This is a genomic window from Obesumbacterium proteus, from assembly GCF_001586165.1.
GTDB lineage: Bacteria > Pseudomonadota > Gammaproteobacteria > Enterobacterales > Enterobacteriaceae > Hafnia > Hafnia protea.
In genome coordinates this window covers 3,696,250-3,722,024 of the sequence record NZ_CP014608.1, presented here as the reverse complement: position 1 = coordinate 3,722,024, position 25,775 = coordinate 3,696,250, and the positions used below count along the sequence as shown (strand labels likewise).

24 protein-coding genes are annotated in these 25,775 nt (G+C 49.4%); 10 read left to right on the top strand and 14 right to left on the bottom strand.

Annotation, left to right across the window (positions count from 1 at the left end; all coding sequences use genetic code 11):
• Positions 1–302: 302 nt before the first annotated feature.
• Positions 303–698 (top strand): YejG family protein, encoded by a 396-nt coding sequence (locus DSM2777_RS17615; protein WP_043493971.1) that lies wholly within the window; start codon positions 303–305, stop codon positions 696–698.
• An 80-nt stretch (positions 699–778) separates the two neighbouring features.
• Here DSM2777_RS17615 and yejF read toward each other — a convergent pair whose 3' ends face one another.
• From yejF to DSM2777_RS17585, 6 genes are all read right to left on the bottom strand, one after another.
• Positions 779–2,386 carry a microcin C ABC transporter ATP-binding protein YejF gene (yejF, locus tag DSM2777_RS17610; RefSeq protein ID WP_061554707.1) on the bottom strand — a complete coding sequence of 536 codons (1,608 nt, stop codon included), beginning with the start codon at positions 2,384–2,386 and terminating at the stop codon, positions 779–781.
• A 1-nt stretch (position 2,387) separates the two neighbouring features.
• Positions 2,388–3,410 carry an ABC transporter permease gene (locus tag DSM2777_RS17605; RefSeq protein WP_046459026.1) on the bottom strand — a complete coding sequence of 341 codons (1,023 nt, stop codon included), beginning with the start codon at positions 3,408–3,410 and terminating at the stop codon, positions 2,388–2,390.
• The gene (locus tag DSM2777_RS17600; RefSeq protein ID WP_046459025.1) at positions 3,410–4,507 is read right to left on the bottom strand and encodes a microcin C ABC transporter permease YejB; all 1,098 of its coding nucleotides are present in this window, start codon (positions 4,505–4,507) and stop codon (positions 3,410–3,412) included. Before DSM2777_RS17600 ends, DSM2777_RS17605 begins: the two co-directional genes overlap by 1 nt.
• Before the next feature lie 11 nt (positions 4,508–4,518).
• Positions 4,519–6,345, bottom strand: a complete 1,827-nt coding sequence (locus DSM2777_RS17595; RefSeq protein WP_061554706.1) for an extracellular solute-binding protein — start codon at positions 6,343–6,345, stop codon at positions 4,519–4,521.
• Between the two features lie 226 nt (positions 6,346–6,571).
• On the bottom strand, positions 6,572–8,149 hold the full coding sequence (locus DSM2777_RS17590; protein ID WP_064645443.1) for a cyclic di-GMP phosphodiesterase: 1,578 nt from the start codon (positions 8,147–8,149) through the stop codon (positions 6,572–6,574).
• Positions 8,150–8,444: 295 nt separating this feature from the next.
• Complete coding sequence (locus tag DSM2777_RS17585) at positions 8,445–9,080, bottom strand: flavin reductase family protein (protein WP_046459022.1); 636 nt, start codon at positions 9,078–9,080, stop codon at positions 8,445–8,447.
• Positions 9,081–9,318: 238 nt separating this feature from the next.
• Here DSM2777_RS17585 and rlmF point away from each other — a divergent pair, with 238 nt between their 5' ends.
• On the top strand, positions 9,319–10,266 hold the full coding sequence (gene rlmF, locus DSM2777_RS17580; protein WP_046459021.1) for a 23S rRNA (adenine(1618)-N(6))-methyltransferase RlmF: 948 nt from the start codon (positions 9,319–9,321) through the stop codon (positions 10,264–10,266).
• 50 nt (positions 10,267–10,316) lie between these two features.
• Here rlmF and ybiO read toward each other — a convergent pair whose 3' ends face one another.
• The 5 genes from ybiO to DSM2777_RS17555 form a co-directional block, all read right to left on the bottom strand.
• Entirely contained in the window at positions 10,317–12,539 is a 2,223-nt protein-coding gene (ybiO, locus tag DSM2777_RS17575) for a mechanosensitive channel protein (protein ID WP_061554705.1), read from the bottom strand.
• A 251-nt stretch (positions 12,540–12,790) separates the two neighbouring features.
• Positions 12,791–13,513 (bottom strand): glutamine ABC transporter ATP-binding protein GlnQ, encoded by a 723-nt coding sequence (glnQ, locus tag DSM2777_RS17570; protein WP_025798128.1) that lies wholly within the window; start codon positions 13,511–13,513, stop codon positions 12,791–12,793.
• On the bottom strand, positions 13,510–14,178 hold the full coding sequence (gene glnP / locus DSM2777_RS17565; protein ID WP_046459019.1) for a glutamine ABC transporter permease GlnP: 669 nt from the start codon (positions 14,176–14,178) through the stop codon (positions 13,510–13,512). Before glnP ends, glnQ begins: the two co-directional genes overlap by 4 nt.
• A 129-nt stretch (positions 14,179–14,307) precedes the next feature.
• Positions 14,308–15,051, bottom strand: a complete 744-nt coding sequence (glnH, locus tag DSM2777_RS17560; protein ID WP_025798133.1) for a glutamine ABC transporter substrate-binding protein GlnH — start codon at positions 15,049–15,051, stop codon at positions 14,308–14,310.
• Between the two features lie 434 nt (positions 15,052–15,485).
• Positions 15,486–15,914 (bottom strand): nucleotide triphosphate diphosphatase NUDT15, encoded by a 429-nt coding sequence (locus DSM2777_RS17555; protein ID WP_046459018.1) that lies wholly within the window; start codon positions 15,912–15,914, stop codon positions 15,486–15,488.
• A gap of 260 nt (positions 15,915–16,174) precedes the next feature.
• Here DSM2777_RS17555 and fruB point away from each other — a divergent pair, with 260 nt between their 5' ends.
• From fruB to fruA, 3 genes are read left to right on the top strand one after another with little or no spacing between them, the layout of a single operon-like run.
• The gene (fruB, locus tag DSM2777_RS17550) at positions 16,175–17,308 is read left to right on the top strand and encodes a fused PTS fructose transporter subunit IIA/HPr protein (RefSeq protein WP_061554704.1); all 1,134 of its coding nucleotides are present in this window, start codon (positions 16,175–16,177) and stop codon (positions 17,306–17,308) included.
• 2 nt (positions 17,309–17,310) lie between these two features.
• Positions 17,311–18,249: a 1-phosphofructokinase gene (gene fruK / locus DSM2777_RS17545; protein WP_061554703.1), complete on the top strand. Its 939-nt coding sequence runs from the start codon at positions 17,311–17,313 to the stop codon at positions 18,247–18,249.
• Between the two features lie 14 nt (positions 18,250–18,263).
• Positions 18,264–19,952, top strand: coding sequence for a PTS fructose transporter subunit IIBC (fruA, locus tag DSM2777_RS17540; RefSeq protein ID WP_061554702.1), 1,689 nt, complete (start codon positions 18,264–18,266; stop codon positions 19,950–19,952).
• Positions 19,953–20,028: 76 nt separating this feature from the next.
• Here the strand turns inward: fruA and nfo are convergent, their stop codons facing one another.
• Complete coding sequence (gene nfo, locus DSM2777_RS17535; RefSeq protein ID WP_061554701.1) at positions 20,029–20,886, bottom strand: deoxyribonuclease IV; 858 nt, start codon at positions 20,884–20,886, stop codon at positions 20,029–20,031.
• A gap of 675 nt (positions 20,887–21,561) precedes the next feature.
• Positions 21,562–22,650 carry a YeiH family protein gene (locus tag DSM2777_RS17530; protein WP_046458817.1) on the bottom strand — a complete coding sequence of 363 codons (1,089 nt, stop codon included), beginning with the start codon at positions 22,648–22,650 and terminating at the stop codon, positions 21,562–21,564.
• A 370-nt stretch (positions 22,651–23,020) separates the two neighbouring features.
• Between DSM2777_RS17530 and DSM2777_RS17525 the strand changes: the two genes are divergently transcribed.
• The 4 genes from DSM2777_RS17525 to DSM2777_RS24565 are packed head-to-tail and all read left to right on the top strand — an operon-like array spanning position 23,021 to position 24,549.
• Entirely contained in the window at positions 23,021–23,383 is a 363-nt protein-coding gene (locus DSM2777_RS17525; protein ID WP_061554700.1) for a putative holin, read from the top strand.
• Positions 23,380–23,673 carry a phage holin family protein gene (locus DSM2777_RS25195; protein WP_046458819.1) on the top strand — a complete coding sequence of 98 codons (294 nt, stop codon included), beginning with the start codon at positions 23,380–23,382 and terminating at the stop codon, positions 23,671–23,673. Before DSM2777_RS17525 ends, DSM2777_RS25195 begins: the two co-directional genes overlap by 4 nt.
• Complete coding sequence (locus tag DSM2777_RS17515; RefSeq protein WP_061554699.1) at positions 23,660–24,100, top strand: lysozyme; 441 nt, start codon at positions 23,660–23,662, stop codon at positions 24,098–24,100. The genes DSM2777_RS25195 and DSM2777_RS17515 overlap by 14 nt, the downstream gene beginning before the upstream one ends.
• A gap of 59 nt (positions 24,101–24,159) precedes the next feature.
• A complete protein-coding gene (locus DSM2777_RS24565) occupies positions 24,160–24,549 on the top strand; it encodes a lysis protein (RefSeq protein ID WP_162270912.1) in 390 nt (129 codons plus the stop codon).
• A 64-nt stretch (positions 24,550–24,613) separates the two neighbouring features.
• Here the strand turns inward: DSM2777_RS24565 and DSM2777_RS24560 are convergent, their stop codons facing one another.
• A complete protein-coding gene (locus DSM2777_RS24560) occupies positions 24,614–24,811 on the bottom strand; it encodes a hypothetical protein (RefSeq protein ID WP_156088334.1) in 198 nt (65 codons plus the stop codon).
• Between the two features lie 318 nt (positions 24,812–25,129).
• Here DSM2777_RS24560 and DSM2777_RS17500 point away from each other — a divergent pair, with 318 nt between their 5' ends.
• Positions 25,130–25,570 carry a universal stress protein gene (locus DSM2777_RS17500; protein WP_061554697.1) on the top strand — a complete coding sequence of 147 codons (441 nt, stop codon included), beginning with the start codon at positions 25,130–25,132 and terminating at the stop codon, positions 25,568–25,570.
• Positions 25,571–25,775: the final 205 nt, after the last annotated feature.

The window sequence follows — 25,775 nt, the reverse complement described above, 5'->3', positions numbered from 1 at the left end:
TGAAAAATACGACAAAGTAATTAAAATGAAACAAAAATGGTTGTGGTAATAAAGAGAAAAGTATACATATAACCGCAACAGCAGAACTTCCTCCCATCGTGGTATCTCTGAAGAAAAAATGGGGTAGCGCCAGATTGATCGTTGTTTCGGTCGTTTTTACTTCGGTGTTACCGAAATGTAATAAACAAAACCACAATAAAATGACGATTAAGTCATCAAATAGCCTAAATAGTGCGATCTGTGGTTTACGATGTGAGTTTTTTGTGAAAAAATTGTAGTTAGTTTTTAATCAGGGTAAAAATGTGAATAGTTTCCAGCTTTCGATAGTCCACCGGTTGCCTCAGAGCTACCGCTGGTCATCAGGGCTCACCGGTGTGCAGGTTGAACCCATTTATTTGGCGAAAACGACTGGCGCTGAGAATACGGACGTTAATAATACTGTTATCGATAATAACGCTATTGATAATAATAGTTTGATTGGCCTGAAGCTCCTGAGTGAAGAGGGAGAAGCAGCTTGGCAAATCATGAAACGTCTGAATCAGTCTTTACAAGAGATGCAGGTAAACTGCTCTGTCGTTGAGCTTGACGGTGAACCTTGTCTATTTGTTCATCTTGAAGATGAAAGTGCGGCGATGTGTCGCCTAAAAAACGTCGGTGTAGCTATCGCTGAACCGATTGTCGCCCAGTATCCGTTCTGATCGTTGAAAGGCGCTTAGAGCAGAATACCGGCACGCCCATTAGGCTGCCGGTGTTTAAATCAACTTGCCTATTTTTCCAGTCACGGCGTGTCTGCAAATGCTAGCAGCTGCCGAGTGTAATCTTGCGCGGGGCGAGCAAAGACCTCAGCGCAATCTCCGTGCTCAATCACTTTTCCATTACGCATCACCATCACCTGATGACACAGCGAGCGAACGACCTGTAAATCGTGGCTGATGAACAGATAGGTGAGCTGATAGCGTTGCTGAAGCTTTTTCAGCAGCGCTAAAATTTGCGCCTGCACCGATCTGTCTAACGATGAGGTGGGTTCATCCAGTATCAGCAAACGCGGCTCAAGAATAAGCGCGCGCGCAATGGCAATGCGCTGACGTTGTCCGCCAGAAAACTCGGTAGGGTAGCGATGGCGCGTTTCAGGATCGAGGCCTACTTCGGTCATGGCGCTAATTACGCGCTGTTCCCGTTCCTGCGCGCTGAGTTTCTGATGAACCTGTAACCCTTCGGCAATAATTTGCTGCACGTTTAAACGCGGGTTCAGCGCCGAATAGGGATCTTGGAACACCACTTGGATCTGGCTGCGATAAGGCTGAAGCTGTTTTAAATTCAGCTGATGCAGCGGCGTGCCCTCAAACCAAATCTCACCCTGCGAGGGAAGTAAGCGTAACAACGCCAGCCCTGTGGTGCTTTTACCTGAACCTGACTCACCCACTAAGCCTAAGCTTTCCCCGTGGCGCAGCGTGAAATTAAGCTGATTAACAATAGCGTTATAGCCAACCGTGCGGCGCAGAATGCCTTTCCGAATAGGAAATTTTACGCTCAGATCTTTAACTTCCAGCAGCGTTTGCGTTGGCTGCGGGAGCGCAACGGGATCGCCAGAGGGAATCGCATCGAGCAATTGTTTGGTATAGGGATGCTGCGGAGCGGCAAACAGCGACTGGCATTCTCCGGTTTCCACAATGTTGCCATCATGCATAACGGCTACGCGATCGGCTAAGCGCTTCACAATGTTGAGGTTATGGGTGATAAACAGCATCCCCATATTCAGCTCCTGCTTGAGCTCTGCCAGCAGCTCTAAAATTTGCGCCTGCACGGAAACATCCAGCGCGGTGGTGGGTTCATCGGCAATCAGCAGTTTAGGGCGGGTTAAAATCGCCATCGCAATCATGATGCGCTGACGTTCGCCGCCGGACAGCTGATGCGGATAATCGTTAAGGCGCTTTTCTGGCGAACGGATCCCGACTCGCTCTAAGCAGCGAAGGATTTCCGCGCGCGCTTGAACTCGACGCATGCCTCTGTGCAAAGAAAGCACTTCAGCCAGCTGTTTCTCGATGCTGTGTAAGGGATTGAGGGAAACCATCGGCTCTTGAAAAATCATGGCGATTTCATTGCCACGTATGCTGCGTAAATAGGGTTCGGTGGCATGCAGCAAAGTCTGGCCATTAAACAGAATATCGCCGTGAGGATATTCGGCGGGAGGTGATGAAAGCAGCCGTAAAATAGACAGCGCGGTGACACTTTTCCCTGAACCTGATTCCCCGACCAAGGCGAGCGTTTCTCCCGCGTTAATCTCGAGCGAAACGCCGTTGACCACAGGACGGGTTACATCACCGCTGCGAAAACTAATATTCAGATCGCGAATGCTGAGCAGTGGATGCTGTGAAAGTTTAGCCATATCAATTCACCTTCGAGGGGTCGAAGGCGTCGCGTACCGCCTCGAACATAAAGATTAGCAACGACAACAAGATGGCCAGCACGGCAAAGGCGGTAATGCCAAGCCATGGCGCTTGCAGGTTATTTTTACCTTGCAGCAGTAAACTGCCGAGCGATGGAGAACCGGTAGGCAAGCCGAAGCCTAAAAAATCAAGCGAGGTGAGGGTGGTAATAGCGCCGCACAGGATAAACGGCAAGAACGTTAACGTAGCGACCATCGCATTGGGCAGCATATGGCGCAGCATGATGGTGCGATCGCTAACGCCCATGGCACGGGCGGCACGGATATAATCGAAGTTTCGCGTGCGTAAAAACTCTGCGCGCACCACGCCGACTAACCCCATCCAGCCGAAAATTACCGTGATTGCCAGCAGCCACCAAAAGTTAGGCTGAACCACGCTGGAGAGCAAAATAATCAGGAATAAGGTCGGCATACCTGACCAGACTTCGATAAAACGCTGCCCGATAAGGTCGACTTTCCCACCGTAAAACCCCTGCGTAGCGCCCACAGTAATGCCAATCACGCTAGAAAGCACCGTCAGCATCAGGCCAAATAAAATAGAAACTCGGAGTCCGTACAGCACCTGCGCCAAAATATCGTTGCCGTTTTCATTGGTGCCGAGCCAGTGCTGAGCAGACGGCGGTGAAGGAAATGGCACTTCGGTAGCAAAATTGATGCTGTTGTAGCTGTAACGAATCGGTGCCCAAATCGCCCAGCCATGTTGCTCAATATTGCTGCGGATCAGCGGATCTTGGTAATCGGTAGCGGTTTTGAAATCGCCACCGAACGTCGTTTCAGGATAGTTGACCAAGAAAGGTGTGTACCAGTGTTGGTCATAACGCAGCAGAAGCGGCTTGTCGTTGGCGATCAGCTCTGAGCCTAAACTCATGATAAAAACCAGCAGGAAGATCCACATGGACCAATAGCCACGGCGATTGGTTTTAAAACGCTGCCAGCGAGCCTGATTGATTGGGTTGAGTTTCATCAGTGGCGAGCCTCGAAGTCAATACGTGGGTCGACCAACGTGTAGGTGATATCGCTGATGATATTCAGCAGTAATCCTAACAGGGTAAAAATATACAGCGTACCGAACATGACCGGATAATCGCGCTGCAAAATGGCGTCATAGCCCAGCAATCCCAAACCATTAAGCGAGAACATCACTTCGATGAGCAGAGAACCGGTGAAAAACATGCTGATGAAGGTGGCGGGAAAGCCCGCGATAACCAGCAACATGGCGTTGCGGAACACATGCCGATAAAGGATTTTTTTGTCATCCAGCCCTTTGGCACGAGCGGTAACGACGTATTGTTTGCGAACCTCATCCAGAAAGGAGTTTTTGGTTAGCATGGTTAAACTGGCGAAACCGCCGATCACGGTGGCAAGCACCGGCAACGTGATATGCCAGAAATAATCGGTGATTTTGTCGTACCACGATAGCGAGCTAAAGTTGCTGGAAACTAAGCCGCGCAGCGGGAACCAATCCCAATAGCTACCGCCAGCAAACAGCACAATCAGCATGATGGCAAATAAGAAAGCAGGAATAGCGTAGCCGATGATAATGAGCGTACTGCTCCAGGTATCGAACCGAGAGCCGTTGTGAACGGCTTTGCGAATGCCCAGAGGTATCGACACCAGATAAATGATTAAGGTGCTCCATAGCCCAAGGGAGACGGACACCGGCAGGCTTTGCTTAACCAACGACATCACGGAACCGCCGCGGAACAGGCTGTCGCCAAAATCAAAGCGAATGTAGTTCCATAGCATATCGAAGTAGCGCTGGTGGAGCGGCTTGTCGAAGCCAAAACGCTTTTCGATTTCAGCAATAATCTGGGGATCGAGGCCACGAGCGCCACGATATTGGCCTTCGCCCACGTTGCTGGCGGCAATGCCCGTGTGTGCGGCGCCAATATGCTCGCCACCACCGGCACCAAAACCGGCATTTTGCCCCATTTCGATATTGGCAATGGCCTGATCAACCGGGCCACCGGGGGCAATTTGCACGATAAAAAAATTAATGGTGATGATGGCCCACAGGGTGGGGATGATCAAAAGCAAACGGCGAATAAGATAAGCGGTCATCAGAACACCTCTTAACGCCGTTGCTGCGGCAGATTTGCCGCGCGGTTGATGTCATACCACCACGTATCAAAGCCGAGATCGTATGCTGGACGCTGAGCTGGCATCGAGAATTTATCCCAGTAGGCAATGCGGTCATGGTTGGAATACCACATTGGCAGCATGTAGTAATTCCACGTCAGCACGCGGTCTAATGCGCGCCCGAGCGAGAGTAGGGCGTTGGGCTGACCCTGATGGCTAATGATGTTATCAATCAGGCTATCAACCGCAGGATCTTGCACGCCGGCGCTGTTCCACGTTGAACTGATATAGTCTGAGCGCCAAAGGATTTTCAACGAAGGATCGGGATAGTTCATGCCGCCGTATACGGTCGGAAACATATCAAAATCACGAGAACGAACGCGGTTGCTGTATTGCGAGGTATCAACTTCACGCAGATTCATCGTGATACCCAGCTTCTCCAAATTGTGTTTAAACGGCATGACATATTGGAAATTGCTGCCGCTTGGCAGCAAAAGCTCAAAGGCAAAGGGTTTTCCCGTGGCTTTGTTGACTAACCGTTGATCTTTGATTGTCCAACCGGCTTCTTCTAACAGCTTGGTAGCCTTAAGCAGATTTTCGCGGTCGTTGCCGCTACCGTCGGTGGCGGCTGGCTGGTAAACCTGATTGAACACTTCCGCCGGAATTTTGCCTTTCAGCGGTGCAAGCCACGCCAGCTCCGCCGAATCAGGATAACCACGGGCGGCATACTGGGTATTTTGGAAGTAGCTGTTGGTGCGCTGATAAGCGTCGTAATAGAGCGCTTTATTCATCCATTCAAAATCAAACGCCAATGAAATCGCTTCGCGTACTCGACGGTCGGCAAAAATAGGACGTTGGGTATTGAAGGCTAGCCAGCGAGTATCCTGTGCCGACTGGTTGGTTTCGTCGGATTTAATGATGTAGTTTTTGGCAAAGTTTCCGCCGCTATACTGCGTTGCCCAATTTTTGGGTGACGTCTCCATGCGGAAATCAAAAGCGCCTGCTTTGAAGGCCTCTAAGGCCACTTTGTCATCCAGATAATAGTCGTAGCGGATGGTGTCGAAGTTATATTGCCCGCGGTTGACCGGCAGATTCGCTGCCCAATAGTTGGTGACCCGCGAATAGGTAACATACTGACCGAGACGATAATCGGAAATACGGTATGGGCCGCTGCCGAGCGGTGGCGTCTTGAGTGGCTCGGACAATTTATGATTTTTCCAGAAACTCTCTGGCATCACTTTTAAGCCGCCAATCAGACTCAGCATCATCTCTTTGTCAGGCTTGGGAAGCTCAAAGCGCACGGTTAATCGAGAAATCGCCTTAACTTTTACACCTTGGTAATAGATCCGATATTGCGGCACGCCCTCGGTCATAAATTTATTAAAGCTGAACTGGACGTCCTGCGCGGTAATCGGCGTGTTGTCTTGGAAGCGTGCGTCGGCGTTAATGTTAACTTCTGCCCAGCTGAATTTGTCGTCATAGCGCACGGTTTCGCCAATCAGCGGATAGTAGCTGCCAATTTCATCGGCGGAATTGGTAAACAGCGTGTCGTACAGTTGATTGGCACGTACCGCAGGGTGGCCACGTGAGGCATAACTGTTGAAGTTGTCGTAGGTGCCTAGTGCAGAAAGCGTAATATCACCGCCCTTGGGAGCGGCGGGATTAACATAGTCGAAGTGAGTGAAGTCACTGTTGTATTTGGGTTCGCCTAGAATAGCAAAAGCGTAGCTTTCGTTAATGACGTCTGCGCGAAGGTTGAAACTGAAGGCGGCCACAATGGGAACCACCGTGCACAAGGTCTTCAGAAGGCGCGAGTACATGAATGTGTTAGCTCCTGCTTAACGCCTAGAAGGCTCTAGACATATATGACATATCAATCAGGTCATCAATGGATACACGATGCGAGAAGTGGCTACCGCGTTTTACGCCATTGAATGCTCCGCAACCCTGCGGATGTACCAAGAATAGCAATGTTATGCCAAGCAAGGGATAAAAGTTTCAATTCATTGCACTTTTTGTTCTGTTTTCTTTACTTGAAGACGTCATTCAGACCGATTTACCGTTGACGTGAAGTTGATAGTAATCACGCAGCTGTTCCAGCGGCATCGGGCGGCAGAAGAGATAGCCCTGTAAATAATCTACGTGGCGCTGGCGCAGGTATTCGGCCTGTTCCTCGGTTTCTATCCCTTCAGCGACGATTTGTAGCTTCAGCTTTTGAGCTAATTCAAGAACCGCATCTAAAACCGGTGCGGTGACGGTTTCTAAGCCGATCGAGTTCACAAAGCCACGGTCTATTTTTAAATAATCAATTTTGTAGCGCTGGAGATAAATTAGCGCGCTGTGTCCGGTGCCGAAATCGTCGATGGCGAGTTCGATGCCAGAAGCATGCAGCCAATCGAAAATTTTCTCTGCGCCACCGTCTTGCACCATGCTGCGTTCGGTGATCTCGAACAACGGGACAAAATGTTCGGTAGGCATCAATTCGAGGAAATGACGAACGTCCGTTTTAAAGCTGTCTAGCGTCATGTGCAGGGGAGAGATATTCAGCCCTAACTTGGTGCCTTTGGGCACAACATCGATCAGCCGATGCGCATCTTGCGCCGCCAGCTCCATAATGTGCTGGGTCAAACGAACGATAAGCCCTTCGGATTCGCAGTAAGGAATAAATTCGTCAGGCGGAACCAATCCTAGCTTAGGGTGTTTCCAGCGCACCAGCGCTTCAAATCCCCCCCCCGGTAGCTGCGTTTCTGAGTGGATCACGGGCTGATAAACAAGGAAAAACTGGCCGCGCTTGATCCCTTGTAAAATATCGCGATCGAGGCGTCTTTGTTGCGATAGCACATAGAAGGTGATCAGCCATGCGACCATGGCAACTAGCAAAGTGATCAGACCAAGCAGGCCTAAATCGCCCGCTGACAGCGGGCTGCCATACAGACGGAAGGTAAAGCGGTTCTTTTCATCCTGCATAATAATATCGGGATGAGCGGGGAGCGCGCTCTCGGCAACGATTTTCGGCTCAAAAGTGCTGATAGCACGATCTTTTATGGTCAGCGCGAGGCCTGAGATGGTGCGTTCACGGCTAAAAAACAGCATGTAGGGCGCGGGGTTGATATCCAGCGTGAGCAAAACACCGGTGCGGGTTCCATCACCGATAGAGTGCCAAAATGCAATCACGGGGCGATCGGGCACCAGCGGGGTTCCCTGCTGTAGCACCATGTCGGAATCGCGATTTAGGTCAATCTTGGGATAAATTTTTGAAGCCGGTGACGACATGCTATGAGTTACGCTGGAGCAAACGGCAATGCCGTCTCGAACCAGAATATAAGCCCGAACACCGCCGCTGAACACGGCTTTGCTGGCCAAGGTATTCACCACGCTTTCACAGTCGAGCGCGGTCAGAGGAAGCAGTGAAACCATTTTTTGGTCTAAATCATCGGCCAAATGCGTGGCGTACATCAACCCTGTTTTTGCCAGTTCATACTGCTGGCTTTGGCGGTGGTGTTGTATGGCATGTCCGGCCAGAATAACGAAAAGGATGCCAACCAGAGCCGCAATTAACGTTGATATCAAAATACGTAATGATGTTGAAACGGGCTTTCTGTACAAGGCTGAGGGTAACACCATGCCACTGTTCCTGGATAAATTCGGGTCCTGAATAATTTCGGAACACCTGTCGTTATAGATTAGGATTTTTCTAAACAGAAAATATGATATTTCCATTAATAAATACAGGGATATTTCTTTTTGGTATGAATAATTCTATTGCGAGGGGATTAATTAAAAATTAAAAATGTTTATTTAATGTGAATTGCCGTGGTGATGTTCTGCTCGTTGCTTAGCTAACTTACTGAAGCCTAATATATTTAATATAAAAGGCTTTATATATCTAACTGTGTTTTTTTTAACCGCTTGAAACGTTTTATTTTATTATCGGCCGGAACATATCAAAGCGATTTTCATCACTGATAGCATAGTAGGCTGACGGGCCTCCGGCTCGCAAAATAGGCTTTGCCGCTGCGGTTTGATATACACCTTGATCGTCGAGTAGGTTTTCCGCGATATGAATACCAATGACCTCGCCTAACACCAACCATGAATCAAATGGCTGACCATATTGATCTTGCAGCTGAATACACTGCGTCAGTTTACACTCAAAGTTGACTGGACTTTCCGCAACGCGCGCGGCTTTGACCCACTGGCTGGCCTGCATATTCACGCCGGAAAAGACAAATTCATCTTCCCCGCGAGGGAGTGCCGCCGAACTTTGGTTCATCGCCTCTGCTGTTTCTATCGTGGCAAGATTCCAGACAAATTCGCCGGTTTCATTGATATTCGCCACGCTGTCTTTCCAGCCGCTGCTGGCGAAACCAATCACCGGCGGATGGTAGCTGAAACAGTTGAAAAAGCTGTAGGGTGCCAGATTGTGTTTGCCGTCCGCGCTGATTGAACTGATCCAGCCAATAGGGCGAGGGCCAATAATGGCATTAAGCGGGTCGTGGCTTAATCCATGCCCTTGGCGAGGCTGATAGCTGTAATACTCAAAGGGTGAAGACATTTGACATCCTTACGCATTGAACAGAGTTAGCAACAGCTTACAGTATAAACAGATGCAGCTTGGTGCTATCGGTGTGGCTGTGTTGGCTCTGCGCCTTAACGCAACGCCAGCCATTTAGGGTATACTCCGGCTAATTTCCCTATTTTATTCCTCTGACCGACGGCGCTGGCGGCTTTTAGGCGGCAAAGCGCATAGGGGAATACACTCATGATGTCTTAACGTTGATCGAAATCGCCGAATGAAAAATCCAAAGAAAAAGAACTTTCCTGCACAGAAAACCAATTTGCATCCTCGTAACCTTCATCGTGAACGTTATGATTTCCCCACTTTATGCGAAACTTCGCCGGAGCTAAAAGCGTTTGTTTTCCGCAACCAATGGGGCGATGACAGTATTGATTTTGCCGAGCCATTGGCGGTGAAAGCGTTAAACAGCGCATTGCTGAAGCATTTTTATCAGGTTGAACACTGGGATATCCCAGAAGGCTATCTGTGTCCACCGATCCCTGGCCGTGCGGATTATCTGCATTATTTGGCTGATGTGCTGGCGGCAGATCACGGCTATCAGGTTCCTCGTGGACAGAACGTGTGCATTCTTGATGTCGGCGTTGGCGCAAACTGTATTTACCCACTGATTGGCCAGCAGGCCTATGGCTGGCGCTTTACCGGCACTGAAGTCGATGCGGTGGCATTGAAATCAGCGGGTGCCGTCATCAAGGCAAACCCAGAAGCGGCAAAAAATATTCGCCTGCGTCAGCAGCAGGATCCGAGCAAAATCCTGAAAGGCGCGATCAAGAGCGGTGAGCATTATGCCGCCACGATGTGTAATCCACCATTCCACCGTTCTGCGGAAGATGCGCTGAGCGGCACTCGTCGTAAACTGACGAACTTAGGTCGTGATGCCAGCGCACCTGTGCTTAACTTCGGCGGGAAAGCTGGGGAGCTGTGGTGTGAAGGCGGTGAGGTTGCGTTCATTACCAAAATGATCGAAGAAAGCGAATCTTTTGCCAAGCAGGTAGGCTGGTTCACCAGCTTGGTTTCTCGTCAGGAGAATCTGCCTGCGATTTATGAAGCCTTGGAAGAGGTGGAAGCGCTGGACGTTCGCACCATCGAAATGTCACAAGGGCAGAAAGTTAGTCGCTTTGTTGCATGGACGTTCTTGCCAGAGAACAAACGTAAAATCCGCTAATCTCCACGGAATCTTTAATGCCTCTCCACATGGAGAGGCATTCTTATCGGTTATTTCTCAACGCTATCTGGGTCGTTCTGCGGTGGCAACAACGCTTGTTGCTCTGTTGGCGCATAGCTGATTTGAACATTTTGATGCGGCGTTTTAATTCCCGCACGCTGGAAATGCTCTTTCACCAGTTTGTCTAACGCATATTGAATCGTCCACTGTTGCAGTGCCACGGTGCGGATTGTGGTGCGTAGCGTAAATGAGACATCGTCCAATTTCACCACGCCGTTAAACGCCGGTTCACCAATAAGTAAGCTTTTTAAGCGCGGATTATCACGTAATTCAGCGACCGCCTGTTTCAAGACCTCATTGGCTTTTTCGATATCTTCATCGCGGCTAATTACGTAGTTGGCGCGATAGACACCAAATTCGCGTGCATAGTTGGCTACGGTGGTGATCGACGAGTAGGGCACCAGATGATAAACGCCATAATCGTCTCGCAGGCCGATAGAGCGGATAGTCATGCGCTCAACGGTGCCGGTAATGCCGAATACGGTGACGTATTCACCGGTATTCATGCCGTTTTCGAACTGGATAAATATGCCGTTAATGACGTCTTTGACCAGCGTTTGCGCACCAAAGCTGACGGCGAGCGTTAATGCTCCAGCGCCCGCCAGCAGCGGCGCAATGTTAATGCCGATCTGTGACAGGATAATCATCACGGTGATCGTGGTAATAACGATAGACAACACATTGCGGAATAGCGTCAGCAACGTGCGCTCGCGTGCGCCGGGATGCTTGGGATTGTCCATTTCAAGGCTGAGCCGATGTTCAATTACGCTGGCGAGCAGCGTCCAGCCCAATACGGCAATAAACATGATCAGCAGAATATGAACCAATCCGCCGATGATTTTTTCACCGGTGGCCGAGTCTAGCCATGCGCGCAGACCGAAAATGTGCCATGCATCGAGCAGGAACAGCAGGATCGCCACCACCACGATAAACCGCATGATTTGCAGTGCGCTTGGAATATAGGAATTTACGCGGCGTTCAAGCATCGGGTATTTGAGCTTGATGTCGGCTGGCAGCACGATGCGGCGTGAGATCCAGCGGGTGAGCAGGCCTGAAATAAGCGCACCGGAGCCCACGACGATCGGGCTTTTAATCGTGGCATTCATCATGAACGCGAGACTGTTGCCGGGGTCGAACTGCGACAGTAAAAACAGGACCAGAAAATAGACGATGGCAAGAATATGCCAAATGTGTGAAAGCGCATGCAAAAAGACGCCGAAAAATGCCAGCGAGCGGCTTCCAAGCGCGGCGATTTCTTTCTGTATCCGTAGGCGGTTGACCAGTATCAGCCCGATAGCATAAACGGTCAGAGCCAACATAATGCAGAAGTTCACCAGCACGGCGGATGAAGCGCCGAGCTGCACCTGAATAATAGGCACCACCACCATCAGCCCATAACCGATAAGGCCGCTCAGCCATGCCAGCCGCGTATTCCAATATTTTGCGGTTGCGTCGCTAAAAGGAAACGGGCGCAGATAGTCAAATTTGGGCGCGAATATCAGGCGCAATATGGCTTTGAAAAATTCAATCAGGGCAAAGGCGTTCAGGAAAAGGGCTTGCTGGCGCATCGTTACAGGACTGTTGGTACCAAAGGCGGTCGCGATGATGTTTCCAGCGGTGACACAAAACAGCAGGATCAGTAAATCAATGACGAATGCGCTGATAATTGCGGTTGGGCGTCGCGCCCAGTCCGCTCGCTTCTCACGCGCTTTGTGTCCCCAACTGCCAGTCCGCTTATAAAACGGCGTGGCAAAAAAACGAATCGCTAAAAATAGCGCGAAGGTCACGGCGACGGTGAACAGGAAGTGGGTGAGGGCTGGCCAAAACGTTTGAGGATTAAACGCTTTATGCGGCGGCGATTTCAGCGCCATGATCAACCTGTCTAATTTGCTTTGCGCGACGGTGAGATATCCTTGAATGCTGGAATCTAACTGGTCAGCAAAGGTTTCGTCGCGGGGGTCAGCAGGGACAGAACTGGCGCTTTTTTCTGCCAGTGGTTTACCGGTTTTGGCGCTGTCACGCAGTTCAGCAATGAGCGCATCGCGGCTGGATGCGTCAGACAGAATGTCAGCTAATGCGGAATAGGCTGCTTTTGAATCCGTTTGCTTTTGGGGTTCAACGGCATTCACGCTGGCTGAGCATGAAAAAAAGAGAACGGTGAGTAAAACGAAGTACCGAGTAAAAAAGGGGATAAGGCGGGCTCCCTGTGACATAAAAAAGCTCCATTAAACAAGCGGAAAACAGGACTTGGCGATGGGGTTTTGAGTGAAAAATATAGGCATCAAACCCTCGCTTACCGTTGCCGATAGCGGGGATGATTGAGCGGTATGCGTTTAAGTATAGGAATAACGAGCAGATTTTGCTGAGTATTCGTGAGCGATTCGTGCGTAATTGAGGTGTAATCAGATTTGAGCAAAAAAAAAGGGCGCTGGATATGCGCCCTGGTTATTAGCGTGATGACGTTTTATGAAACGTGTTGCAGGAATTCACGCAGGCGATCGCTTGGCGGATTGGTGATCAACGCGTCAGGTTCACCGTCTTCGGTGATGCGGCCCTTATCGACGAAAATCAAACGCGATGCTACTTTCTGCGCAAAGCCGATTTCATGAGTAACGATAACCATCGTCATGCCTTCTTCCGCCAGATCTTTCATCACCGTCAGCACTTCATGACGCAGTTCTGGATCGAGCGCAGAGGTGGGTTCATCAAACAGCATCATTTTCGGCTTAACCGCCAACGCACGGGCAATAGCCACACGCTGTTGCTGACCGCCGGAAAGTTCAGACGGATAGTGATCGGCACGTTCAGACAAGCCAACTTTCGCCAGCAGCTCGCGTGCGCGTTTTTCCGCATCTTCTTTCTTCATGTGGCGAACACGGATTGGCCCAAACATCACGTTTTCCAGCGCGGTGAGGTGTGGGAACAGATAAAACTGTTGGAAAACCATGCCAGCTTCTTGGCGAATCAAACGCTCGTCGACTTTAGGGTCGCTCACGTCCATGCCGTCGATAATCAGCTGACCCGCGCTGATCTCTTCTAGCTTGTTGATGCAGCGCAGCAACGTTGATTTTCCTGAACCCGACGGCCCGATAATAACCACCACTTCGCCCTGATTAATGTTCAGGTTAATGTCATGCAGTACCGCAGTCTGACCGAAGCTTTTATCAACATGTTTAAATTCAATCATATTATTTTCAATCTTCTTTCCAGACGACGTAATACATAGCTCAGTGCCAAGGTGATGATCAGATAAATCACCGCGACTGCGCTCCAAATCTCCATTGCGCGGAAGTTACCGGCAATAATTTCTTGTCCCTGACGGGTCAATTCGGCAACGCCGATGACGATAAACAGAGAGGTATCTTTGATGCTGACGATCCATTGGTTGCCCAGTGGCGGCAGCATGCGGCGTAATGCCAGCGGCATGATCACATAACGCAGGGTATCGCGTTTGGAGAGGCCAAGAGCCAAACCGGCTTCACGAAAACCATTGTGAATCGAGAGCACCGCACCACGCGTGATTTCAGCAATGTACGCGCCGGAGTTGATCATGATGGTGACAACTGCGGCGGTGAGCGGATCAATACGTACCGGCATGAAAGCCTGTAGCATCATCGGCAGCGCGAAGTAGATGAACATCACCTGCACCACGATAGGGGTGCCGCGAATTAGCTCAATGAAGACCAGCGCAATGTGGTTACTTAACCAGCCGCCATAGGCACGGGCGAAACCTGCCACTAAGCCGATAACTAAGCCACCAAGCAAACCGACCACTGAAATCCACAGCGTCAGCTTGGCCCCTTCGAGCAGGATAGGAATAGCGTCCCAAATGGCGCTCCAATCAAACTGCATGTTGTATTCTCCTGGAAACTAAAAACAACCTACTAATAACAGCAATATGTTTCTAAATGGGTCAAAGTCTGGAGGCGCTAATCAGCCAGCGCCTCCAGATAGTCAGGCTATATTTGTGTAATAACGTGCTTATTTAGGTTCTACGCCAAACCATTTTTTGTAGATTTCATTGTAAGTACCGTTGTCACGCAGCGTTTTTAGTGCGCCGTTGACCTTTTCACGTAAATCGCTGCCTTTAGGGAACGCGATGCCGTATTGCTGGGCTTCTAAAGAATCACCGACGGCTTTGAATTGGCCATGACCCGCGGTTTTGATGAAGTAGAGAATGTTTGGGGTGTCGTGCAGCACGGCGTCTGCGTTACCGGTGCCTAACTCAAGATAGGCGTTGTCGATATTTGGGAACTGGCGCAGGTCTTTGGTTTTGATGTTGGCTTTCGCGTAATCAACACCGGCTGTTCCGCTTTTAACCGCGACGACTTTTCCGTTCAGATCTTTCACGCTTTTTACGTCGTTGTTATCTTTTTTCACCATAACCAGCAGGCCGCTGTTGTAATAGCCATCGGAGAAGTCGATCGCTTTTTTACGTTCGTCGGTGATGCTGATCCCTGCTAACGCCAGATCAACGTTACGGGTTTGCAGGCCAGGAATGATCCCGCTGAAATCCATTGGCTTAAGGGTATAAGAAAGATTCAGCTGTTTAGCAATCGCATCCCATAAATCGATGTCGAAACCAACGTACTTATCACCCTGTTTGAATTCGAAAGGAACAAATGCGGTATCAGTAGCCACGATAAGCTGTTTCTCAGCGGCATGAGAGCTCATGGCAAAAGCTAAAGCGAGAGCGGCTACAGATGCTTTAATTACAGATTTCATAAGCAAAAATTCCTTAAATTTCGGGATGGCCCATTTGTGTTTACTTGATTGACAATGAAAGAATCATGCCAACTATTTATATTCTATGTATATCAAATGGTTATTGGATGTTGTGGGTGCAAATTAACCGATTGAGATAAGGTTAATCTGATATCTGCTTTTTTATGGTGCCCCATTTTGGTGCGTCAGTGACGCTTGTGGTGCACCGCAGTAGATTTAAGGGAAAAGTGTCGATTTCACAATCTAAATTTAACAATTTTGTTTCAGTTGTGATAACTAAATCTAACTTTTGCTTCGGGGGATGAATTTTTTGCACTGAAAAAGTGCATTTTGCTGAGCGGGAAGAAGGTAGAGAAGGGAAAGCGATACGGCAAAACCGATGTTGAAGATGCCGTAATCACTTTTCATGCTTTTGCGTTGAACGTGCTGAAGACTTATTTGGTTATTGGCGAATGGTAGAATTCGCCGTTCAGCCAAAGCTGAACACCGTTGCGGCATGCTTCAAAGCATGGCTCAGGCATACGCTGAGGGTTACACCAACGCCACTGCTCGCACTTTTCAGGCTCGCGCAGTTGCGGTTCGCCGCGTATATAGGTGGCGACCATAATCATGGAGACATTATGCACACCTTCGTCAATCCAGGTGCCTAAATTATTGGTGACGCCAATCAGACGAGGTTCAGCCACAATCAGCCCTGTCTCTTCTTCTACTTCGCGGATGGCGGCCTGCTCGAAAGTTTCACCTTCTTCTAAGTGTCCACCCGGAATAGACCAGAATGGAGCGTGGCTGCCACAACGTTTTCCAAGTAATATTTGCCCTTGTGGGTTAGCGATAATCACGCCAACGCCGACTTTAACTGTCATTGATACTCTCCATCAGCAAACTTCAGCAAATTATCTCAGCTTCATTGATTTAATAACAGCACTTCAGCAAAAGTGTGCTGTTCTTCAAAAAATAGAAAACTCCTTCTTCGAATTTCTTGCTTATAAAAAGGGCAAAGGCCAAACTCATCGAAACGATTCAGCGTTGTATTCGATCTGTTATTGAAAATACAGCGCACTTTTTTCCAAAAAGAGCTGAAACGATTCAATCTTGAATTTTGCCCAGTGTGAGAGGAGCGTTTATGTTTCACCTGTCCCCACAAGATATCCATCTTGCCGCTACGGCAAGTAATAAAGAAGAAGCAATTCAACAAATTGCAGCAGCACTGACTCAGGCTGGGTATGTAAGCGAAGGCTACGTACAGGGCATGCTCAATCGTGAAAAACAAACCTCGACCTATTTAGGGAGTGGGATTGCGATTCCGCACGGAACCACCGATACCCGCGACATGGTGCTGAAAACGGGTGTGAAGGTTTTCCAGTTCCCGCAAGGCGTTGAATGGAGCGAAGGGCAAAGAGCCTACGTTGTGATTGGTATCGCGGCTCGCTCTGATGAACATCTGGCCTTGCTGCGTCAGCTGACGCACGTACTAAGCGATGACAGCGTGGCGCAGCAGATGGCGCAAACTACTTCAGCAGAAGAGTTGCGTAGCTTGCTGATGGGAGAAAGAAGCGTTGCGGCTTTCCGTTTTGATGCAACCATGGTGGCCTTAGATATTGCCGCTGACAGCCTGATGACGTTGCAAGCCATCAACGCCGGTCGTTTACAGCAGGCAGGCGCCGTTAACGCAGAGTTTGTCAGCGATGTGATTACCCGTGCGCCGTTAAATCTGGGACAAGGCATTTGGCTCAGCGATAGCGCACTCGGCAATCAGGCAAGCGCCGCAGCGGCTGCGCGCCCACAAACTCCGTTTGAAGTGGATGGCGAGCAGGTTGGATTGTTGCTGACCGTGGCGATGGCAGATGCACAGCCTGAAGGCATGCTGGGTTATTTGAGTTCGCTGCTGCAAAACAACCAAGCCGATCGTTTGCTGAAAGCGGCTGATGCCGCGTCGCTGGTGGCTTTGCTGACCAGTGATGTTGCGGAAGAAGATTCCGTCGTCAGCGCTGAATTCGTGCTGCGTAACGAGCATGGTTTGCATGCACGTCCCGGCACGCTGCTGGTAAATACCATTAAGAAATTTGAAAGCCAGATCACCGTCACCAATCTGGACGGTTCTGGGGTTCCTGCAAATGGGCGCAGCCTGATGAAAGTCGTCGCGCTGGGCGTTAAAAAAGGTCATCGACTGCGTTTCACTGCCAACGGTAGCGACGCGGCGCAAGCATTAGAAGTAATTGGTCAGGCTATCAATGATGGTCTAGGCGAAGGGGCATAAGAATGAGCAGAAGAGTAGCAACAATTACATTGAATCCGGCCTATGACTTGGTTGGTTATTGCGCGGAAATTGAGCGTGGCGAAGTCAACCGCGTTCAGACCGCCGGCCTGCATGCCGCGGGTAAAGGCATTAACGTTGCCAAAGTACTGAAAGATCTCGGTATTGACGTGACCGTGGGCGGGTTCCTGGGCAAAGAGAACCAAGACGGATTTCAGCAGTTGTTCGGTGAGCTGGGCATCGCCAACCGTTTTCAGGTCGTTGCGGGCCGTACACGTATCAACGTGAAGTTGACTGAAAAAGATGGCGAAGTGTCTGACTTTAACTTCTCCGGTTTTGAAGTGACCAAGCAGGATTGGGAGCGTTTTGTTAACGATTCCCTAAGCTGGCTGGGACAGTTCGATATGGTATGTGTGAGCGGCAGTCTGCCAGCTGGCGTTGACCCAGATGACTTCACTGATTGGATGCGCCGCCTGCGTAGCCAATGCCCGTGCATCATTTTTGATAGCAGCCGTGAAGCGTTGGTTGCAGGCTTAAAAGCGGCACCTTGGTTAGTAAAACCTAACCGTCGTGAATTAGAAATCTGGGCTGGCCGCGAATTGCCAACGCTGGATGACGTGGTGGGTGCGGCCCATGCGCTGCGTGATCAGGGCATTGCCCACGTGGTGATTTCTCTCGGTGCTGAAGGTGCGCTGTGGGTTAACGCATCAGGTGCATGGTTGGCTAAACCACCTGCCTGCGAAGTTGTTAGCACGGTCGGTGCCGGTGACTCCATGGTTGGCGGGTTGATCTATGGTCTGATGATGCGCGAATCCAGCGATCATACGCTGCGCTTGGCAACGGCGGTGGCTGCATTGGCCGTAAGCCAAAGCAACGTCGGCATTTCCGATCGTACCCAATTGGCTGCCATGATGGCGCGTGTTGACCTGAAGCCTTTTAATTAATTGAGGATGGCCACATGAAAACCTTATTGTTAACCGAAGGCGCTCAGGGACAGGCTCGTAGCTATCTCGCTAAGCGCATGCTGGAAAGTGTTGTTGCAAAACAGGATATCACGCTGGTTGAGGCGGCTCAGGATGCCGAGCTGATTGTTGTCATCGGTGATGAACAGCCTCAGGACGCGACGTTAAACGGCAAACACCTGTTTGTCGGCAGCGCAGAAAAAGCGATTCGTGAACCCGAAGCGTTCTTGGCTCAGGCAAAAGCAGAAGCTCAGCCTTACCAGTTTGCTGACGCGGCGGTTGCTGCTCCGGCCAAAGGCCAAATGCGAGTGGTGGCGGTGACGGCATGTCCAACCGGCGTCGCTCATACCTTTATGGCCGCAGAAGCTATTGAAGCTGAAGCCAAAAAACGTGGTTGGTGGGTGAAGGTTGAAACGCGCGGTTCTGTGGGCGCGGGTAACGAAATCACACCAGAAGAAGTTGCCGCTGCGGATCTCGTGATTGTGGCTGCGGATATTGAAGTTGACCTGAACAAGTTTTCGGGCAAACCGATGTACCGAACTTCTACCGGTTTAGCGTTGAAGAAAACCGCGCAGGAGCTGGATAAAGCGCTGGTGGAGTCTGAAACCTTTACCGCGATGAAATCGACGTCGTCGACTTCGAGCAAAAAGAAAGAAAGCGCGGGGGCATATCGTCATTTGCTGACCGGTGTTTCCTATATGCTGCCAATGGTCGTGGCCGGTGGTTTGTGTATCGCGCTGTCGTTCGTGTTCGGTATTGAGGCGTTTAAACAGCAGGGCACGTTGGCTGCTGCGTTGATGCAGATCGGTGGTGGTTCAGCCTTTGCACTGATGGTGCCGGTATTAGCGGGTTATATTGCATTTTCCATTGCTGACCGTCCGGGCTTAACGCCGGGTCTGATTGGCGGGATGCTGGCGGTAAGCACCGGGGCAGGATTCTTAGGCGGCATCATCGCTGGTTTCTTGGCGGGTTATGTCGCGAAAGCGATCAGCTCGAAATTGCATTTGCCGCAAAGTATGGAAGCGCTGAAACCGATCCTGATCATTCCATTGGTGGCGAGCTTGATCACCGGTTTGGCGATGATCTACATCGTTGGTAAACCTGTTGCCGCGATTATGGAAGGTCTGACACATTGGCTACAGGCGATGGGCACGGCTAACGCGGTGATCTTGGGTGCTATTTTGGGCGCGATGATGTGTACCGACATGGGTGGCCCAGTGAACAAAGCCGCTTATGCCTTTGGCGTGGCGCTGCTGAGTACCCAGACCTATGCACCGATGGCAGCGATTATGGCCGCCGGTATGGTGCCTCCGCTGGCGATGGGTTTTGCAACGTTGGTAGCACGTAATAAGTTTGCACAAAGCGAACGCGAAGGTGGCAAAGCGGCGCTGGTTCTGGGGCTGTGCTTCATCTCCGAAGGGGCAATTCCGTTTGCTGCGCGTGACCCAATGCGCGTTCTGCCTTGCTGTATCGCGGGCGGTGCGTTGACCGGTGCGCTGTCGATGTTCTTCGGGGCAAAACTGATGGCTCCACACGGTGGTCTGTTCGTATTGCTTATTCCTGGGGCAATCACTCCAGTGATTCAATATCTGATTGCGATTGTAGCGGGTACGCTTCTGGCCGGTGGTTTGTACGCACTGCTGAAACGTCCTGACGTGGAAATTGCGGAAGAGAAATTAGCGTAACTCACCGTTATCGCTGATATGAAAATGGGTGCCCATGTGGCACCCATTTTTTTAGCTATTTTTGTGTTCAGAACAGTTATGCGGCCTGTTCTGCTGATTCTTGCTCTTTCAACCAAGCAATTTCTTCGGCCCAGATATCAGGATTGACGGTTTCTAAAATCAACGGGATTCCGTCAAAGCGCGAATCGCGCATGATCCAGCTAAAGGCCGTTTTGCCAATGTTACCTTCACCTAAGCTGTGATGGCGGTCGACACGGCTATCAAAGGCGCTCTTCGCATCGTTAAGGTGCATACCGCGCAGGTAGTTAAAGCCAACAATTCGCTCAAAGTTTGCAAACGTTTTGCTGCACTCTTCCTCGGTACGTAAATCGTATCCTGCGGCAAAGGCATGACAGGTATCGATACAAACACCGACGCGCGATTTGTCTTCAACACCATCGATAATGGCGGCTAAATGTTCAAAGCGAAAACCGAGGTTGCTGCCTTGCCCCGCGGTGTTCTCAATCACCGCAGTCACGCCCTGTGTTTTATCCAAGGCAATATTGATGGATTCAGCGATGCGTGCGAGGCATTTATCTTCATCAATCTGCATCAGATGGCTGCCTGGATGGAAGTTCAGCAGCGTTAGACCCAGTTCAGAACAACGCTCTAGTTCGTCGATAAAAGCTTCACGCGATTTCTCTAGCGCTTCCTCAACGGGATGCCCAAGATTAATGAGATAGCTGTCGTGCGGCAGAATTTGTGCGGGTTGATAGTTATATTGAGCACACGCAGACTTGAATTTATCGATGACCTCACTGCTAAGCGGGGCGGCTTTCCACTGGCGCTGATTTTTGGTGAACAGCGCAAACGCCGTTGCATTTAATTCGTGTGCGCGAATGACGGCCTGATCAACGCCGCCGGAGGCACTGACATGGGCTCCAACAAATTTCATTTTTTTCTCCTCATTTTGGGAGGCATTATGGCATTGATGGGGAGGCGGGTGTAGAGGGGAAGGGGGGATATATGTGGAGCTTAATGATCAATTTGGGAATAGTGTTGTTACGTCCGCCTAAAATACTGAGTCCTACATATACATCGTGCAGGCGTCCGTGTTAGGGGGCCAATCGCCGCCCCCTAACAACCCGGCTTGGCACCGTTCTTCAGCCTGCTTCGCAGGTTCCCTCATCTCGTCATTCCGGCTTTAACGGAACGAGCGACAATCGGCATCCATGCCTCCGTCGCTCTTTTGCCGACGTCCAGTCGGCAAATCCTAGCCTGCATTCCTCTATTCGGCTGAAGAACAACGTGCCGGAAAAGGTCAAACCCAAAAAACAAACGACAAAAAACATCTTTTTTTAGTTTAAGTCTTGGGAGAAAGAGCAACGCTAACAGGATGTTAGCGTTAGGGGAGGAGGCGCCAGGGATGGCGCATGCCGACCCGACGCGGAGATGGCGTCTCGGATAAAAGCGCGAGGATTGAAGGGGCGCGCGCTGGCGCCCCTCATCGGACGCCTTCGATTTAGCTATATGTGATAGCAGTTATTGATAGGCGTACGAAACCTTACACCAATTCAGCATAAACACTTGGCGGTCGAAACCTTACACCATGGCTTTATACAAGCGACGCCTATATCCACATTCCCACAAAATGGTTAATCAACGCCCCACCAACTACCAACCAAACAAACAAAATGCTCGCCAGTAAAATAGGCTTGATCCCTGCCTGACGAATTGCGCTGATATGGGTGGTTAGACCTAACGCAGCCATCGCCATGGCCAGCAAAATGGTGTCCAAGGTAATGAGCTGATGCACGAGCGCCGCAGGCAGCAGGTCGAATGAGTTAAAACCCGCGACAACGATAAAGAGCACCGCAAACCATGGAATGGTGATGGCTGATTTTTGCTTAGTCGCGTTTTGTTTGCTGCTTGGCACACTGCGTGCAATAAAGCTGGATAAGATGACGAGGAACGGAGCCAGCATCATCACGCGGATCATCTTCGTGATAACCGCCGCATTACCCGCCTCATCGCTGATGGCCCGTCCTGCTGCAACCACCTGCGCAACCTCATGGATCGTGGAGCCGATGTAAATACCGAAGCCTTCCTGCGTGGTTTGCAACCACTGATAATGCTCATTGAGCTGGTACAGCCACGGGTAGAAAAAAATCGCAATAGTACCGAAAATCACCACGGTAGACACCGCTACGGCCACTTTACTCGCGTCGGCTTTCACCACGGGTTCTGTTGCCATGACGGCCGCTGCGCCGCAAATACTGCTACCTGCGCCGATCAGCATCACGGTTTGGCTATCCATACCAAAAACTTTACGTCCGACCCACATGGCCAGCAAAAACGTGGATGTTAGCGTGATGGCATCGGTCACAATTCCGGTCATACCAACGTCGGCAATTTGCTGAAACGTCAGGCGGAAACCATACAGAATAATCCCCAAACGCAGGAGCTTTTGCTTGGAAATATGAACCCCGACGGCGCAGGGCGCTTCAATGCTGGGGTAGATCGTATTACCTAAAATAATCCCGAAGATGATGGCCAGCGTTAGAGCACCGAAACCGAGATTTTCAACCCAGGCGATATTGCCTGCCCACATGGCAACGGCGGTAATAGCTCCTGCAAGAACGAGTCCAGGAAGCAAATTTCCAAGTGCATGGAAATAATGAGGCGAATTTTTTTGTTCGAAAGCACTGTTTGCGTGCATGGCTATCGTACCTATTGCTGTATTACTGATGCGAATAGAGTAGCGACAAAAGGCTTAAAAAAGAAATTGATTATATATTTATAACCTAACGATATAAGTGGTAAACGGACATGCAGGAGCACCTGAATCCCTTGTGCTAAGCGACTGAGCTAAGGTAGCGGAGCACTGGCATTATCTCGATTTTAATCTTTCTTCTCCTGTGAGTTTTCACGGACGAACTTTAAAAACTTTATTTATATAAATTCAATTGAGCCGCATTAAAACCACTCGCACTATCTAAATCCGTGAGGCACACCCTTGGGCTTTTTAGTCGAACTAAATTTAGTCGAACTGAAATTCTACCCACGAAAATAAAAATGGAGTCATTCCCATGTTAGAGCTAACTGCTAGCACGGGCGTAGCGGCTGTTACCGGTGTGACATTAGTCGGTCTGCTTTCAGGGCTGGATACTGGCGTAGTTATCGGTGCATTTGCAGGCGCAGTGGTATTTGTTTTATCGGCTACAGAGTTTCGAATTTGGAAACGAGTGGTGTTTTTTGTCGTTGCTTTTGTACTTGGAATCCTTACCGCGGGTTTCTCTACCGCTATGTTGAGTACGGTTATTCCTGCCTCTGTCATGGTAGAAAAACCGATTGGCGCACTCGTTTCCTCTGCAACTATTGTTTGGATACTGATCGCCGTTATCTCTAAAGCTAAGAATTCAACTTTCAAGCTCAAAGGTGATGGTAAATGATAATTAACATCGTGCTATTAAATATCAACGCTATTGTTTGTTTTCTTACGGCCTTACGGCTGATGACGTTTCAACGAAAAGATAGCGATCATAATTGGATTGGGTCGGTGTTTGCTTATGTGCTTATTGTGGCGTGTGCAGCAGTGACTATTCGAATTATTACGGGGGATAGCGTCAAAATAAATCCAGCAGAAACGTTCATTAATATCACGCTATGCATTTCTCTATTTTTATCGCGTGGAAACGTGATGCATTTTTTTAAAAGAGGGGGCAGTCGTGCAAATCAGTAACAATGGCATCAACCTAATTAAGCAATTTGAAGGCTGCCGATTAATGGCCTATCAAGACTGCATTGGCGTATGGACTATTGGTTATGGGTGGACTCAGCCGATAGATGGCAAAGTCATTTCTAAAGGAATGGCAATTAACCAACAGAAGGCCGATGCCTTGCTACTGCAAGGCGTTGAGCTGTCGGTAAATTGTGTGAATGACCTGCTACTCGTTTCAGTCAATCAGGATCAATTTGATGCTTTGGTCGATTTTGCTTACAACCTAGGGATCAATGCATTGAAGGGCTCGACCTTACTAAAAAAAATTAACTCTGGCGATTATATTGGCGCGGCGAACGAGTTTCATAAATGGAATAAAGCGGGTGGTAAAGAGCTGGCTGGACTTACCCGCCGACGTGGAGCAGAGAAATCTCTGTTTCTGTCATGAGTCGAGTCACTACCGTATTGATCTTGGTTATTATTGGGCTGCTTATTGGAATGTGGTTCATGACAAACCGGTTGCAAGCAATTAACGTTGAACTGAAAGAAATAACCCAAGTGGCGCAACAACAAAAAGTTGCTCTGGGCAATATTCAGCGTCAACGTATGCAGGCCAGCGAACTTGACGATAAAGTGACTCTGGAGCTGAATCATGCAAAAAACGAAATCGAGCAGCTGCGCGCTGATCTTGGGAATAATATTAAGCGGTTGCACGTCAACGCCCGCTGTCCAACGTTGCCCAACGCCACCTCCGCCACCGGCGAGCCTGATGCAGCCGGTGCCAGACTTAATGACTCCGCTGAACGGGATTATCTCAGTCTCAGAGAGCGGATCAAAATGACAAACATCATGGTCGAGGGTTTGCAGAATTACATTCGCCACCAGTGTTTAAAATAAGCACTTCGCACTGAATATGTGTTGTGTACTTACGCGGTATTTTCCGGTTGTGGGTACGCCTATATTAGCGATGATGGCCGCCGTTATGACCACCGTTGCCATGATGATTGCCATGATTTCCACCGTTGTTATAGGAACCGTTTCCTTGGTGCCAGTCTTGATGCGGTGGTGGGGATGAATGCCCATGATGGCCTCTCACAATACAGCCGTTTAATGATGCTGATATTAATAATAATGCTGCTATTTTAGCCATGCTTTTCATTTTATAAGACCTATAAGAATAGTTATTTCGGTAGCAGAATAGTGTTTGCGCCTCAGTCTAAATATAGGTTTAATCTTAAATGGATTAATATCTAACTTATTGATTATTAATAGTAATGAAATTAATAAAATGTGGAGTAAATATGGAGGAATTAAGTATTTATTGTGGAGGTTGCCGATCGGAGGATAGCCGTGTTAATTGAGAGTAACGCTAATTAAGCCAAACTTCACACTTTCGTGTCTGAAATATCAATTGATTGTTCAAATGTGTTATTACAAGGGAGATGAACGACACATGTTGAACAGAAGGAGAAGTGAAATGGATTACGCCTATAAAGTCATTCTGGTTCCTGTTGATATTGAAGAGCCCAAGCTTACTGAAGGGGCGCTTAACCATGCGGCCCATTTGGCTAAAATGTCGCATGCCAAAATTCGCTTGATGAACGTGCGTCCTTCTATCCCGACCTATTATATGGGGGAGCATCCTCAGCAATTGATGAAAATTCAGGATGACGCCACCAATAAAGTGCATAAAGAGCTAGAAGCGCTGGGAGCTTCCCTTGATTTGTCATCAGACCAAGTTTCCGTCATGGTGACGTGGGGCTCGATTTACGACGAAATTTTGAAAGAGGCCGAAGCGTGCAACGCGGATTTAATCGTCGTAGGCTCTCGCCGCCCAAGTATGTCTACCTATTTGATTGGTTCTAATGCAGCGCGCGTTGTGCGACATGCTAAGACCTCGGTGCTGGTGGTTCGCTAAGAGCAAGTTCGCTAGGCGCTGCATTGTCTAGCGTTATAGACATAGAGGGCTCCGTGGTTGCTTGGCATACAATCACGGAGAATAAGATTATTACCATGCTAATTTATCCGCTCCAGTCTCATTGCTACCGTAAGTTTTCGGTAGTCGCTAATGGCAACTATTAGCTTAAAATCTAAAATTATCGTTAAGCCTCCTATAAATAGGG

What these genes read in the sequence shown, in the direction of transcription:
- DSM2777_RS17525 (WP_061554700.1), top strand. Translation starts at nt 23,021, where the DNA reads ATGTTAGAGCTAACTGCTAGCACGGGCGTAGCGGCTGTTACCGGTGTG.
- fruB (WP_061554704.1), top strand. Translation starts at nt 16,175, where the DNA reads ATGTTTCACCTGTCCCCACAAGATATCCATCTTGCCGCTACGGCAAGT.
- DSM2777_RS17555 (WP_046459018.1), bottom strand. Translation starts at nt 15,914, where the DNA reads ATGACAGTTAAAGTCGGCGTTGGCGTGATTATCGCTAACCCACAAGGG.
- nfo (WP_061554701.1), bottom strand. Translation starts at nt 20,886, where the DNA reads ATGAAATTTGTTGGAGCCCATGTCAGTGCCTCCGGCGGCGTTGATCAG.
- DSM2777_RS17585 (WP_046459022.1), bottom strand. Translation starts at nt 9,080, where the DNA reads ATGTCTTCACCCTTTGAGTATTACAGCTATCAGCCTCGCCAAGGGCAT.
- DSM2777_RS17500 (WP_061554697.1), top strand. Translation starts at nt 25,130, where the DNA reads ATGGATTACGCCTATAAAGTCATTCTGGTTCCTGTTGATATTGAAGAG.
- fruK (WP_061554703.1), top strand. Translation starts at nt 17,311, where the DNA reads ATGAGCAGAAGAGTAGCAACAATTACATTGAATCCGGCCTATGACTTG.
- DSM2777_RS25195 (WP_046458819.1), top strand. Translation starts at nt 23,380, where the DNA reads ATGATAATTAACATCGTGCTATTAAATATCAACGCTATTGTTTGTTTT.
- DSM2777_RS17530 (WP_046458817.1), bottom strand. Translation starts at nt 22,650, where the DNA reads ATGCACGCAAACAGTGCTTTCGAACAAAAAAATTCGCCTCATTATTTC.
- DSM2777_RS24565 (WP_162270912.1), top strand. Translation starts at nt 24,160, where the DNA reads ATGACAAACCGGTTGCAAGCAATTAACGTTGAACTGAAAGAAATAACC.
- DSM2777_RS17595 (WP_061554706.1), bottom strand. Translation starts at nt 6,345, where the DNA reads ATGTACTCGCGCCTTCTGAAGACCTTGTGCACGGTGGTTCCCATTGTG.
- glnQ (WP_025798128.1), bottom strand. Translation starts at nt 13,513, where the DNA reads ATGATTGAATTTAAACATGTTGATAAAAGCTTCGGTCAGACTGCGGTA.
- DSM2777_RS24560 (WP_156088334.1), bottom strand. Translation starts at nt 24,811, where the DNA reads ATGAAAAGCATGGCTAAAATAGCAGCATTATTATTAATATCAGCATCA.
- ybiO (WP_061554705.1), bottom strand. Translation starts at nt 12,539, where the DNA reads ATGTCACAGGGAGCCCGCCTTATCCCCTTTTTTACTCGGTACTTCGTT.
- DSM2777_RS17605 (WP_046459026.1), bottom strand. Translation starts at nt 3,410, where the DNA reads ATGAAACTCAACCCAATCAATCAGGCTCGCTGGCAGCGTTTTAAAACC.
- rlmF (WP_046459021.1), top strand. Translation starts at nt 9,319, where the DNA reads ATGAAAAATCCAAAGAAAAAGAACTTTCCTGCACAGAAAACCAATTTG.
- yejF (WP_061554707.1), bottom strand. Translation starts at nt 2,386, where the DNA reads ATGGCTAAACTTTCACAGCATCCACTGCTCAGCATTCGCGATCTGAAT.
- glnH (WP_025798133.1), bottom strand. Translation starts at nt 15,051, where the DNA reads ATGAAATCTGTAATTAAAGCATCTGTAGCCGCTCTCGCTTTAGCTTTT.
- DSM2777_RS17600 (WP_046459025.1), bottom strand. Translation starts at nt 4,507, where the DNA reads ATGACCGCTTATCTTATTCGCCGTTTGCTTTTGATCATCCCCACCCTG.
- glnP (WP_046459019.1), bottom strand. Translation starts at nt 14,178, where the DNA reads ATGCAGTTTGATTGGAGCGCCATTTGGGACGCTATTCCTATCCTGCTC.
- fruA (WP_061554702.1), top strand. Translation starts at nt 18,264, where the DNA reads ATGAAAACCTTATTGTTAACCGAAGGCGCTCAGGGACAGGCTCGTAGC.
- DSM2777_RS17590 (WP_064645443.1), bottom strand. Translation starts at nt 8,149, where the DNA reads ATGGTGTTACCCTCAGCCTTGTACAGAAAGCCCGTTTCAACATCATTA.